At 63.4% G+C, this 13,331-nt stretch carries 10 protein-coding genes; 8 read left to right on the forward strand and 2 right to left on the reverse strand.

Features of this window, described 5'->3' with window-relative positions:
• The first annotated feature begins 194 nt into the window (after positions 1-194).
• Both ACS8YF_RS15340 and ACS8YF_RS15345 read left to right on the forward strand, forming a co-directional pair.
• A complete protein-coding gene (locus ACS8YF_RS15340) occupies positions 195-440 on the forward strand; it encodes a type II toxin-antitoxin system CcdA family antitoxin (protein ID WP_440851021.1) in 246 nt (81 codons plus the stop codon).
• Positions 440-739 carry a CcdB family protein gene (locus ACS8YF_RS15345; protein ID WP_440851022.1) on the forward strand — a complete coding sequence of 100 codons (300 nt, stop codon included), beginning with the start codon at positions 440-442 and terminating at the stop codon, positions 737-739. Before ACS8YF_RS15340 ends, ACS8YF_RS15345 begins: the two co-directional genes overlap by 1 nt.
• 645 nt (positions 740-1,384) lie before the next feature.
• Here the strand turns inward: ACS8YF_RS15345 and htpG are convergent.
• Entirely contained in the window at positions 1,385-3,334 is a 1,950-nt protein-coding gene (gene htpG / locus ACS8YF_RS15350) for a molecular chaperone HtpG (protein WP_440851023.1), read from the reverse strand.
• Between the two features lie 176 nt (positions 3,335-3,510).
• Here htpG and ddlA point away from each other — a divergent pair, with 176 nt between their 5' ends.
• The 5 genes from ddlA to ACS8YF_RS15375 all read left to right on the forward strand — a co-directional run bounded on the left by ddlA (position 3,511) and on the right by ACS8YF_RS15375 (position 10,701).
• Positions 3,511-4,602 carry a D-alanine--D-alanine ligase gene (gene ddlA, locus ACS8YF_RS15355; protein WP_440851024.1) on the forward strand — a complete coding sequence of 364 codons (1,092 nt, stop codon included), beginning with the start codon at positions 3,511-3,513 and terminating at the stop codon, positions 4,600-4,602.
• A gap of 64 nt (positions 4,603-4,666) precedes the next feature.
• Positions 4,667-5,083, forward strand: coding sequence for a hypothetical protein (locus ACS8YF_RS15360; RefSeq protein ID WP_440851025.1), 417 nt, complete (start codon positions 4,667-4,669; stop codon positions 5,081-5,083).
• A 96-nt stretch (positions 5,084-5,179) separates the two neighbouring features.
• A complete protein-coding gene (locus tag ACS8YF_RS15365; protein ID WP_440851026.1) occupies positions 5,180-6,619 on the forward strand; it encodes a TolC family protein in 1,440 nt (479 codons plus the stop codon).
• Positions 6,620-6,622: 3 nt separating this feature from the next.
• Positions 6,623-7,651 (forward strand): efflux RND transporter periplasmic adaptor subunit, encoded by a 1,029-nt coding sequence (locus ACS8YF_RS15370; RefSeq protein WP_440851027.1) that lies wholly within the window; start codon positions 6,623-6,625, stop codon positions 7,649-7,651.
• Complete coding sequence (locus ACS8YF_RS15375) at positions 7,648-10,701, forward strand: efflux RND transporter permease subunit (protein ID WP_440851028.1); 3,054 nt, start codon at positions 7,648-7,650, stop codon at positions 10,699-10,701. Before ACS8YF_RS15370 ends, ACS8YF_RS15375 begins: the two co-directional genes overlap by 4 nt.
• A 185-nt stretch (positions 10,702-10,886) precedes the next feature.
• On the opposite strand, the gene ACS8YF_RS15380 is transcribed toward ACS8YF_RS15375, so the two are convergent.
• Positions 10,887-11,903, reverse strand: a complete 1,017-nt coding sequence (locus tag ACS8YF_RS15380; protein WP_440851029.1) for an alcohol dehydrogenase — start codon at positions 11,901-11,903, stop codon at positions 10,887-10,889.
• Positions 11,904-12,417: 514 nt separating this feature from the next.
• Between ACS8YF_RS15380 and ACS8YF_RS15385 the strand changes: the two genes are divergently transcribed.
• On the forward strand, positions 12,418-13,212 hold the full coding sequence (locus tag ACS8YF_RS15385; RefSeq protein WP_440851030.1) for a COG4705 family protein: 795 nt from the start codon (positions 12,418-12,420) through the stop codon (positions 13,210-13,212).
• Positions 13,213-13,331: the final 119 nt, after the last annotated feature.

Raw genomic sequence — 13,331 nt, forward strand, 5'->3', positions numbered from 1 at the left:
CTGGCGAAAGCCGCTGCTCGCACAACCCCTTGTACCGAAACCCAATTGAGGCAAGCTGAGTTTGCGAACTAATCAAGAAAATTTTTGTGTACGGACCCTGCAGTTCGCCCAGGGGCTGTTGCCGTTACTGCATATTGATGCGCAATTTATATGCGCATATAGTGTAAGCATCTCCCCGCGAGAGGTCCGATGCCGTGCGAGCTGCTGAAACTGCCAAATCCACCCGAAGGCCTACGAATCTATCGCTTGACAGTGCACTCCTGAAGGAAGCGAAAGCCTTGGGAATCAACGTTTCACGATCCGCAGAGGCCGGGATCTCGGAAGCGGTGAAGCGACATAAGCAACAGCAGTGGCTGAAAGAAAATACCGGTGCACTGGCAAGCTCCAACGCTTATGTCGAAGCCAATGGCTTACCTCTAATCCGGCACCGTCAGTTCTGATGGCCCTTTTCGACATCTTCCAGAACCCAGGCGGTTCTGGCTATTTGCTGGATGTACAGTCGGATCTTCTCAGTAGCTTGAACACCCGCATTGTTGTGCCCCTGTTGCCCAGGCCTGCGGCGCCATTTCCTGCCGAACGACTGAACCCCATATTTAAGGTTGAGGGCCAGGAGGTGCTCATGGCAACTCAGTTCATGGCGGCCGTGCCAGAAAACGAGTTGCGTGTCGGCATTGGCAGCCTTGCTGAACAGCAGCATGATATCTCAGCGGCGCTGGACATGCTGTTCCTGGGTTTTTGATGCAACGCGCCATGCTTTTCAGCGGTATAACGCAGTCGCCCAACGAAAAAGGATAGGTCGCGCCGCCGGTAATCATGTGGCGCGACGGTGTGTAGCGATCGCGGATATGGCACGGCACCGGAAAGGTTGCAGCTCTTAACGCGTATAGCTGTACCGACACGAAGGCTCGCAACCAACTTATCCTACTATAGATAAATCTGGACAGACTTTGTCTGGAATGGTGCTATTTCTGATATCTTAAAAAACAAGGTCTCAGCAGCTGCGGGCCTGTTGCCGTTTCGTGCGAGCGTCGCGTTGGAGACCGCAAATCGTGTTCGGCAAGGCGCGAGTCGCCGATCGTGGCGTGCCACGATCAAGACTTGCAACGCCGCCGAGCGCCGCTAGTTGATTTTTATGGGCGGCCCAACCCTTCGGGACAAGCGCCCAAAGATTAACGACACGACGGCAACCCAGCGTTGTAGCACGCTTGTGCAGAGTGACTGTACGGCGCGCACTACGCCTCGTCTTGCCGCAAAACAGCGCTTGGCGCGGACTCGCACGAAACGGCAACAGGCCCACATATCGACAGACTTTATTCTTGGTTTTCATCCCGGTGGCACCCGGCGTCGGGCAGTCATGGGCCGGTGCCGGCCCATGACATCGACGCTATGCCGCGCCCTTCGACACGGCCAGCAGCATCTGGTTCATCCGGCGCACGAAGGAGGCCGGATCGTCCAGCTCGCCGCCCTCGGCCAGCACGGCCTGCTCGAACAGCATCTGGGAGAAGGAGTTGAATTCGTCCTCGCCCTGCTCCTCGGCCAGCTTCTCGACCAGCGGATGGGTCGGGTTGATCTCCAGATGCGGTGCCGAGCTGGGCATGCTCTGGCCGGCTTCCTTGAGAATGCGCTCGAGATGCGCCGACATGCCGTGCTCGTCGGCCACCAGACAGGCCGGTGAATCGGTCAGCCGATGGGTGACGCGGACTTCGTTGACCCGATCACCCAGCGCTTCCTTGATGCGCTCGACCAGATCCCTGGACTCTTCCTCGAGCTTCTTCTGCTGCTCTTTTTCTTCCTCGGATTCGGCTTCGCCGAGATCCAGCGCGCCCTTGGCGACCGACGAGAACTCCTTGCCCTCGTATTCGGTCAGGTGGGCCATCACCCACTCGTCGACGCGGTCGGTCAGCAGCAGCACCTCGATGCCCTTCTTCTTGAAGATCTCGAGATGCGGGCTGTGCTTGGCCTCGGCCAGCGTATCCGCGGTGATGTAGTAGATCTTCTCCTGGCCGGGCTGCATGCGCGCGATGTATTCATCCAGCGACACGCCCGGATCGCCCGACTCGTCGGTCGTGGTCTTGAAGCGCAGGAGCTTGGCAATCCGGGCCTGATTCTCGTAGTCCTCGACGATGCCTTCCTTGAACACCGTGCCGAACTCGTTGGAGAAGGTCTTGAACTTTTCCGGATCGTCTTCGTCCTTGGCCATGGACTCGATCAGCCCCAGCACCTTCTTCACCGAACCGGCGCGAATCTTGTCCAGCAGCCGGTTGGACTGCAGGATCTCGCGCGAGACGTTCAGCGGCAGATCGTTGGAATCGATCACGCCCTTCACGAAGCGCAGGTAGCGCGGCATGAGCTTGTCGGCGTCGTCCATGATGAACACGCGCTGCACGTAGAGCTTCACGCCGTGCGCCTTGCCGTTCGGGTCGAACAGATCGAACGGTGCGCGCTTCGGGATGAACAGCAGGTTGGTGTATTCCTGGCTGCCTTCGACCTTATTGTGGGTCCAGGTCAGCGGCTCTTCGAAGTCGTTGCTGGTGTGCTTGTAGAACTCGACGTAATCCTCGTCGGACAGGTTCGCCTTGGGCTCGGCCCACAACGGCGCACCGCGGTTGACCTGTTCCCAGCCGGCTTCCTTGCCTTCCTTTTCGTCTTCTTCCGAGAGCTGCTCGCGCATCCGGATCGGGAAGGCGATATGGTCGGAATAGGTCTTGACCAGATGGCGCATGCGGTACGGCTCGAGGAATTCCTCCTCGTCCTCGCGCAGATGCAGCGTGACGGTGGTGCCGCGCTGGGACTTTTCGATCTCTTCCAGCGTGTATTCGCCGCCGCCATCGGAAATCCAGCGCACGCCGGTGGACTCGCCGCCGCGACGGGTGTCGACCACGACCTGATCGGCCACGATGAAGGCCGAGTAGAAACCCACGCCGAACTGGCCGATGAGCTTGGCGTCTTTCTTCTCGTCGCCGGAGAGCGAATCGAGGAAAGCGCGGGTGCCGGATTTGGCAATGGTGCCGATGCGCTCCATGACCTGGTCGCGCGTCATGCCGATGCCGTTGTCCGAGATCGAAACCGTGCGGGCGTCCTTGTCCTGTTCGATCCAGATCTGCAGGTCGGAATCGCCCTCGAACAGCGAATCGTCCTTCAAGCCCTCGAAGCGCAGCGTATCCAGCGCATCCGAGGCATTGGAGATCAGTTCGCGGGCGAAGACCTCCTTGTTCGAATACATCGAATGGATCATCAGCTTAAGCAGCTGCTTCACCTCGGCCTGAAAGCCGTGCTTCTCGGCGTGGGTCCCGGCCTGCGCGGCCCCCTGCGTGTTCGTGTTGTCGTCGCTCATGGCGTGTTCAATCAGTAGTGGTTGATGCCAAATGGGTGCGGCAGCGCCGCCTGCATGCCTTGAATGCGGCCCGCGAGGCGGGTTTTCAAGCGCGGCCCGCGCCCGCTGTGGCGAATGGGGCTTTCATGGCATCCTTGGCGGCTCGCACGCCAATGACGGATGGAAGGGAGAGGCCCATGGGCCGAACGCGAGTAGCCGTGATCTGCGGGGGCGCCTCGGCCGAGCACGAGGTGTCGCTGCAATCGGCGCGTAATATCGTCGCGGCACTCGATCGCGAGCGCTTCGAGGTGTTCGTCATCGGCATCGACAAGGCCGGCGTCTGGCATGCCGCCGACCCGGCCGATTTCGTGTATCACCCGGACGATCCGAAGCGTATCGCGCTCAAGGCCGACACCGCGGCACTCGCCATCGTGCCGGGCCGCGAATCCGGCCAGATCGTGAGCGCCGACACCGGCAAGGTCGCACTGGAAATCGATGTGGCCTTTCCCATCGTGCACGGGCCGACCGGCGAGGACGGCACCCTGCAGGGCCTGCTGCGGGCCGCCAACATCGCCTGCGTCGGCGCCGGCGTGCTCGGCTCGGCCGCGGCCATGGACAAGGACGTCACCAAGCGGCTGCTGCGCGACGCCGGGCTGGCGATCGCGCCGTTCGAGGTCGTGACCGCGGCGGACCGGCCGCTGGATCATGCCGCGCTGACCGCGCGTCTGGGCAGCCCGCTGTTCGTGAAACCGGCCAATCTGGGCTCGTCGGTCGGCGTGAGCCGGGCGGCCACGGCCGAGGAGCTGGCCGCAGCGATCGATCTCGCGCTGCGCTTCGATCACAAGGTGCTGATCGAAGCGGCGGTGACCGGGCGCGAGATCGAATGCGCCGTACTCGGCAACAGCGACCCCCAGGCGAGCACGGTCGGCGAGGTGGTGGTCGCCGACGGCGGTTTCTATGCCTACGACACCAAGTACGTGAACGACACCGCACAGGTCGTGATTCCCGCGGCGCTCGATGCCGACAGCATCGAGGCCGTGCGCCGCGTGGCCCTGGCCGCCTACCGCGCGCTGGACTGCCGCGGGCTGGCGCGGGTGGATGTCTTCGTTACCCCCGACGACCATGTCGTGATCAACGAAATCAATACATTGCCGGGTTTTACCCGAATTTCGATGTATCCCAAGCTGTGGGCCGAATCCGGCATGGACTATCCCGATCTGGTGGCGCGGCTGGTCGATCTGGCGCGGGAACAGCACGCCGCCGACCGGGCGCTCGCCACCTCGATGTAGCGAGGCTTGCACCGTGCGCATCAGCTCCGGATGATGCGCGATCCATTCACCAGCCGATGCGCCCATGGCCTATACCGACGACACGCCGATGAACACGCTGCTGGCCGGCATGGCGTCGGTCGATGCCGAGGCCTGCCATGAATTCGCCCGGCGCCAGCATGTGGCCGGTCACGGCGCCGACCTGGCCGCCGCGGCCGCGCTCGTGCACGAACTGGCCTTCGCCGCCCAGCTCGACCGGCCGGCCGAACTGATGGCCTGGAAATACCCGGAAACCTTCGCCCCGGTGGACGAGATCATGCTGGCCGATCTGCTGCAGGCGGCTTCCGAAGACGACCGCAACACCGCCCGACAGCTGATCGCGGACCAGTCGTTCGCCGATATCACCGCGTTATCGAGCATCGCGAGCTATCTCGGCCAATCTGTCGAACAGCTGCGGCGCTTCGGCACAACGCGTGCGAACCCGCAACAGTCGCTGTTCTGAGCATGCGGCCTGATTCGGCGCCCAGCCCGCGCCGGCCAGGGTTAACATGGCTATTACAGCCAACTGTTTAGACTCGCGTTCCAACACGTGGTTCCCGTGCCGGTAACGGCGCGCCTTGCTCTGATGATCCAGCCTTGCGTCAACGGCCCGGGCCGCCCCGGGGCTCGTCCAATCCGCCTTGCCCTGGCGATCGTGCCGGTGATGCTGGTGTCGGCCTGCGCGACCTATCACGCCAAGCCATTACCCGATAGCCCGGATCTGGCGGACACGCCGCCCGCGCTGCAGGTCCCGGCCCGGCAACTCGCGGTCCCCGGACTGCAGCCGCATGCGGTCAACCCGGCCAAGGGCCTGGACATGACCGACGTGGTCCTGCTGGCGGTGCTCGACAATCCCGATCTCAAGGCCAAGCGGGCGCAAGCCGGGGTGGCGCAGGCACAGCTGTTACAGGCCGGGCTGCTGCCCAATCCGCAGTTGAGCGCGAACTTCATCCATCCGACGGGCGGGCCGCCGCCGCTTTACAACGGCTACAGCCTCGGGCTGATGGCGGACCTGACCAGCCTGGTCACCTGGCACGCGTCGCGCGATGCCGCGCGCTCGAATCGGGCCAAGGTCAACCTGAATATCCTCTGGCAGGAATGGCAGGTCGCGCAGAAAGCACGCCAGCTGTTCATCCAGGCACGCGCGCAGGCGCGGCTCGCCGATCTGCTGAAAACCCAGCACCGGCTCAACAAGCAGCACTATCAACGCGACCGCAAGGCCCTGAAACAGGGCAATGCCACGCTGTCGACCACGTCCGCCGACCTGGTCACCCTGGTCAACGCCAACAGCCAGTTGCGCCAGCTCCAGCGCCAGCGCAACCAGACCTGGCACGCGCTGGATGCCCTGCTCGGCGTGAAGCCGGGCGTCGAGCCGCGGTTGACCGGCGCCATCGATATCCAGCCGTTATCCAAGGCCGAGTTCCAGTCCGCCTTGGCGAAGCTGCCCAAGCGCCGGCCGGATCTGCTCGCGCTGCGCGCCGGCTATCACAGCCAGGAAGCCAAGGTGCGCAAGGCGATTCTCAAGCAGTTTCCGGCACTGTCGATCGGGCCGACCAACGGTAGCGATACCAGCCAGGTCAAGACCGTGGGCGCGGGCATCAACCTCACCCTGCCGTTGTTCAACCACAACCAGGGCCAGATCGCGATCGCCCGCGCAACACGCGCGTCACTGCGCCAGAGCTACCAGGCGCGCCTGGATCAGGCCGCCAACCAGGCCCACAAGCTATGGCGCGAGGTGCGGATTCGCAGCCGGCAACTGCATCAGTTGCAAGCCCATCTGCCGCTGCTCAAGCAAACCACCACCGCTGCCCAACGCAGCTTCGCCGAGGGCAACATGAGCGCGGGGACCTATATCAATCTACGCACGAGCCTGCTGTCGAAGCAGATCGAGGCAATCCGGCTCAAGAGTTCCCTGCAGCAGGCCCAGGCCAACCTGGAAACGCTGCTCGGCATGCCGCTGGACACGCCCGCCGCCAATCAAGCTGCCGGAAAAAGTTAAACGATGCGACTAACGATCGGAATTGCGCTTTTGTGCGTGTCGACGGCGCTGTTCGCCGCCACGCAGCCCAGCGTCAAAGTGCAGACAACCCCGCTCAAGACCCATGCCATGGACCACACCATCACCGCGTTCGGCGTGGTGCGGCCCGACCCCGAAGCGCAGACCACGCGCGATGCCACCTATACCGCGTTCGTACGCAAGCTCGATGTCAACCTCGGCCAACCGGTTAAAAAAGGCGATCCGCTGCTGACGCTGCGCACGGCCCCCTCGGCGCGCTCGAATTACCTGACGGCCAAAGCCAATGTCCGCTTTGCGCGCCAGGCCCTGGCCCGCCAGAAAAAACTGCTCAAGCAACATCTGGCGACCCACGCCAACGTCGATTCCGCCGGGCAGAAACTGGCCCAGGCGAAGGCCGCTTTCGCCGCACAGAAAGCGCTGGGCACGGGGCAGCAGACGCGTGTCGTGACCGCGCCCTTCAGCGGCATCGTCAGCAAGCTGCCCATCAACCCGGGCAATCAGGTCAAGTCCGGCACCCTGTTGTTCCAGCTCGCGCGCCGCGATCGGCTGCGGGTGGCCCTGGGTATCGAGCCGGACGAAATCAAGCAAATCAAACCGGGGATGTCGGTCCAGGTGATTCCCCTGTTCGGCAATGGCAAGGGCGTCGCCAGCCAGATCAGCGTGGTCAATGCCGTGGTCGACCCCAACACGCGCCTGGTCAACGCCATCGCGCCGTTGCGCGGCGCACAGGCGCAACCGTTTCTGCCCGGGATGCGGGTCAAGGGCCGGCTCAAGTTATCCACGCATCATCCGCTTGCCGTGCCGCGCTCGGCGGTATTGCACGACAAGCAGGGCGATTATGTGTTCGTCGTGCGCCATGGCAAGGCGCAGCGGATCAATGTCCACAAGGGGCTCGAGCAGGATGGGCTGGTCGCGATCAAGCCCACGAACACCCAATTGAAGGTCGGCATGCCCATAGTGGTTCAGGGTAACTACGAGCTATCGGACGGCATGGCGGTCCGTCAGGGCTCATGAGTTTCGCAAGCTGGGTACAGAATCACACCCGCTCGATTCTGTTCTTGCTGGTACTGCTCGCCCTGGGCGGGGCCTTTAGCTACGGCAAGCTCGCCGTCGGCCTGTTCCCCCAGGTCTCGTTCCCGCGGGTACGCGTATCCCTGAACGCTGGCGTGCGCCCGGCACACGAAATGATGCTGCAGGTCACGCGGCCGGTTGAGCAGGCCGTGCGCTCGGTACCCGGCGTACGCTCGGTTCGCTCGACGACCAGCCGCGGCTCGACCGATATCGAGATCAATTTCGACTGGGGCCACGACATGAAGAATGCCGTGCTCCAGGTGGATTCGGTCATCGGCCAGATGATGTCCAGCCTGCCACAGGGCACAACCTATACCGCCCAGCGGCGCTACCCGGCGAACTACGGGCCGGTGGTGGCCTACAGCCTGACCTCCAAGAAACTCAGCCAGGTGCAACTGCGCGACCTGGCCAGGTACAAGCTCGTGCCCTACCTGTCCAGCGTGACAGGGGTCGCCAAGGTCACGGTGCAGGGCGGGGACAGAGCCGAATACCGGGTGAGCGTCAACCCCGCACGGCTCAAGGCCGTGGGATTGTCGATGGCCGCCGTGACCAAGGCGGTCTCGGCCTCCAATGTGCTGACCGCCGTCGGCCGAATCCAGGATCATTACAAGCTGTATCTGGAAGTCTCCGACACGCGCTTTAAAAGCCTCCAGGAGATTCGCCACACCATTCTCAAAAGCGGCGACAACGGACAGGTCCAGCTCGAGGACGTGGCCAAGGTCAAGCTGGCCACCGCGCCCAAGTACACACGGGTCACGGCCAACGGCCAGCAGGCGGTGCTGCTCAACGTCTATCAGCAGCCGTCCGCCAGCGTCATCAATCTATCCAACAACCTGAAAAGCCGGCTGGCTGAATTCAAGCCACAGATGCCCAAGGGCGTGCAGCTGAATCAGTGGTATAACCAATCGGTTCTGGTGCAGCTGTCCAAGTCGAGCGTGGTGAGCGCCATTTTCATCGGCGTCGGGCTGGCCGCGCTGGTATTGCTGGTGTTCCTGCGCAGCTTGAAGATCACGCTGGTCGCGGTCGTCGCGGTCCCCGCCGTCCTGGCGGTGAGCATGCTGTTGCTCTATGTCTTTGGCATGACGCTGAACATGATGACGCTCGGCGGCATGGCGGCGGCCGTCGGCCTCATCATCGACGATATCATCGTGATGGTCGAGCAGATCGTGCGCCGGGTCCAGGACACCGGCGAACACGGCATCGACCGAGTGCTGGCGGCCGCACGCGAGTTCACGCCCCCGCAAGTGGGCTCGTCGGCCTCGACCATCATCATCTTCCTGCCGCTGACCTTTCTCAGCGGAGTCACGGGGGCCTTTTTCAAGGCGCTGTCGCTGACCATGGCGAGCGCACTGTTCATCTCGTTTCTCGTGGCCTGGCTGGTGGTCCCGCTACTGGCCAACTTCATGCTGGGGCCCAAGGATACCGAACGCGAGAAAGTCGGCCGCATTACCCGCTACGTCAATCGTGGCTACACCAGGCTGATGGTCCGGGTGCTGCGGCGCCCGGCCTGGCTACTGGTGGGTCTCGTGCCATTGCTGACCGTGGCCTATCTGGCGTTCGGCAGCGTGGGGTCGGGCTTTATCCCGCAAATGGACCAGGGCGGCTTTGTCCTCGACTATCGTTCGCCACCGGGTACCTCGTTACAGGAAACCAATCGGTTGCTGAAACAGGTGGCCGGGATCCTGAAAAACAACCCCTATGTCAGCAACTGGTCGCGGCGCACGGGCTACCAGCTGGGCGGCGGCATCACCGCGCCCGACACCGGCGACTTCTTCGTGCGTTTGAAACCGTTGCCGCGCCCGTCGACATCGGCGGTCATGAACCATATCCGTCAGCAGGTTCAGAACAAGGTGCCCAGCCTGGACATCGATGTCTCGCAGCTCATCGAGGATGAAATCGGCGATCTGACCTCGGTGCCACAGCCCATTGCCATCCGCCTGTTCGGCGACAACGTCCAGGACCTGCGGCAGGTGGCCAAAAAGGTCGCCCATGCGATCAGCGGCGTGAACGGTATCGTCAGTGTGAAGAACGGCGTGGTGATCGCCGGCGACAGCCTTGATATTCACGTCAAGCGCGTCAAGGCGGCGATTCAGGGCCTGTCGCCGCAGGCCATCACGCAGCAGTTACAGACCTATCTGGGGGGCGTGGTCACCACGCAAGTGCGCAAGGGTGTGAAATTCATCGGCGTACGCGTCTGGGTACCGAAAAAATTGCGCAACAATATCGATGCCGTGCGCAATATGCGGCTACAGGCGCCCGATGGGCATCTGGTGCCGCTGTCGCGGGTGGCGGATGTCAAGATCGTATCCGGCCAGCCCGAGTTGACGCGATATAACCTGCAGTCGGATGTCATGGTGACCGCCCGCATCAGCGGCCGCTCGCTGGGCGCGGCGGCGGCCAGCGTCAAGCAAGTCCTGCAGAAACCGGGGCTGATTCCCAAAAACGATTATTACCAGCTCAGCGGTCTGTACAAGCAGCAGCAGCAATCATTCGCCGGCCTGATCCGCGTGTTCATTGCCGCGGTCGCGCTGGTGTTTTTCCTGCTGCTGTTTCTCTACGAACGGTTCCGGGCAGCGCTGGCCATTCTCGTACAGCCATTGCTCGCGGCCAGCGCGGTGTTCATCGGGCTGTGGATGACGGGCGTGCAGCTCAATATCACCGCCATGATGGGCATGACGATGATCATCGGCATCGTCACCGAGATCGCGATCTTCTATTTCTCCGAACTGCGGCTGATCGAGGTCGTGGGTGGCTCTAAACAGCCGCTGGCGCAAAATCTGATTCGCGCCGGGCGCAACCGGATACGGCCCATCGTGATGAGCGCACTGGCGTTTGCGCTCGCGCTCCTGCCCCTGGCGCTCGGCATTGGCCGCGGCTCGGCCATGCTGCAACCGTTGGCAATTGCCATCATCACCGGGTTGCTGGTCCAGATGCCGCTGGTGCTGGTCTTGATGCCCGTGATCTACAAACTGATGAGACCCCGCGCGCGATGACGCCTGCACCCGCCGGGGCGTGACCTGGGGCGCCGCCATGCCGCACCGTTGTGGCGGTGTCGCGGCGAAATCGCAACGGCCCGTCTCCCGCTCGGCGCAGAAGACGGGCCGTTGCGTCCGCATCGCGGCCGCGGGGCATCGGCTCGTCGGGCGCGGTCAGGTCACCCGGCCCGCGACGGCCCGCGTCATTCCATCGTCAGTACGACCCGAAAACGCGCCTCGTTGTTGATCATGCGCTGGTAGGCCGCATTCACGTCGGACAACGGATAGGTCTCGATGCGCGTCTTGATGTCGCGCAGGGCCGAGAAGTTCAGCGTGTCTTCGGAGTCGTGCGGGGTGCCACTCGGGTGGCCGGCCACGCTGCGGCGCGCCATCAACAACTGGAACGGCGAGACTTCGATCGGCTCGGGGGAGGCGCCGAGCACCAGCAGCTGACCGTCGACGCCCAGGCCGTCGATCACCGAACTCATCAGTTTCGGGTTGGGCGCGGTGGCCACGATCACACGGGCGCCGCCGAGATTCTGCAGCGCCTCGACCGCGTCCTCGGCTTCGGTGTCGACATAGGTGTCGGCGCCGAGCGCCAGCGCCATATCCTTCTTGTCGGTGCCGCGCGACAGCGCCACGGTATGAAAGCCCATGGCGTGGGCGTACTGCAGCGCCAGGTGGCCGAGCCCGCCGATGCCCTGGATGGCCACCACGTCGCCCGGCTTCGCGCCGGTGTGGCGCATGCCGTTGTAGGTGGTCACGCCGGCGCACAACAATGGCGCCGCCTCTACAGATGACAAGGCCTCGGGAATGGCGACCAGCGCCTCCACCGGCGCGATCATGTATTCGGCATAGCCGCCGTCGTAGGAAATGCCGCAGACCTGCTGGTTCTTGCAGGTCACGAAATCGCCGGACCGACAGGAATCGCAGGCGAAACAATGGCCGCCGTGCCAGCCCACACCCACGCGCTGGCCGGCCTGCCAATGGTCGATATCCTCGCCCAGCGCATCGATGGTGCCGATGACTTCATGGCCGGGCACGCGCGGGTATTGCAGCCCGGGAAATCCGCCATCGACGACGAAGGCATCCGAGTGGCAGATGCCACAGGCGGCAATCTTGATGCGCACCTGCGACGGGCCGGGTTCGGCGACCGAACGGGTCACCAGTTCGAACGCGCCGCCCGCGCGGCTGATCTGGGCAACTTGCATTTGGGACATGGGAATTGGCCGGGTCAACGAAAAACAGACCCCGAATCTAACACCTCCCCGGCGCCGGTTGCCGCATTACCGGACGCCGGATCATGGTCCGAGATGGTGCCGGCCCACACGCCGGGCGCTATTAATCCGGCACCAAGACAGCTGACTTCATCAGCTGTCTTCAACGCCTGCAAAAATAAAAGCCGGCGCCTGTCCGTCTTTTATCTTCTAAGGCTTCACGGCCAATGGCCGCGGCGAGCATGCGGTCGCATGCGCGCGCTATCAACCCGAAAAATCATCTATTTCTGTGCCGGGTTAATAACACGATCCGCCGCGAACCGGTCCCCTAAGCTCGAGCTAAGTCTCGCCCGCCACAATCGGGGCCACGCGATACAGCGGCGCTCCTCTCCATGGCAATGCGTGGTGTGTCCGGTCCGCGTGCCGGGCGGCATGGCAATAGCCGGGCCGCAGACGAGCGACACCGCCGAAAACAGCGAACGCAACCATTGAACCCCAACCTCAAGTGAGCCACACCATGACTTACGCCGCGCAGAAATCCACGACTTACTGGAACAAGGTACCGCAGGTCACCCTGATCTTCTGGCTGATCAAGATGATGTCGACCACCGTAGGCGAAACGGCCGCGGATTTCGTCAACGTCCGGCTGCACCTCGGGCTGTCCGGCACATCGGTGGTTACCGGCCTGGTGCTGGCAGGACTGCTGGCGCTGCAGATGCGCAGTCGGCGCTATGTTCCGGCCCGCTACTGGTCGACCGTGGTCGTGATCAGCGTGTTCGGCACCCTGGTCACCGACAATCTGACCGACCGCCTGGGGGTGCCGCTGTATGCCTCCTCGCTGCTGTTCGCGCTCGCGCTCGCCGCGACCTTTGCGCTGTGGTATGCCTGCGAGCGGACATTGTCCATACACTGCATCAATACCCGGCGCCGGGAAAGCTTCTATTGGACGGCCATCCTCATGACGTTTGCCCTGGGCACGGCCGTGGGCGACTGGATCGCCGAGGGGCTGGGCCTGGGTTTCGCCGGCACCGGCCTGCTCTTCGGTGGCCTGATCGGGGTGTCCGCCCTGGCCTACTACGGCGCCGCCGCCAATGGCATCGTCTGCTTCTGGGTCGCCTACATCCTCACCCGGCCGTTCGGCGCCGCCTGCGGCGACGGCCTGTCGCAGCCGCTGGCAAACGGTGGACTGGGGCTGGGTACGACCCTGACGAGCGCCGTCTTCCTGGCCATGATATGCGCACTGGTGACCTATCTTTCGGTGACCGGACACGACCGGATCGATTCGGCCGGACAAGCGCCAGAGCGCGCCTGAAACCCGCCCGGGGTCGGCTGACACCGGCCCCGGGACACGACGGGCCAAAGGATCGGCGCGGGCCTGTCAACCCTGACCGCGCGGGGCACAAACCGGCGATCAGGACCGGCTCCGCGAGC

The organism is Salinisphaera sp. SWV1 (assembly GCF_052044155.1).
GTDB lineage: Bacteria > Pseudomonadota > Gammaproteobacteria > Nevskiales > Salinisphaeraceae > Salinisphaera.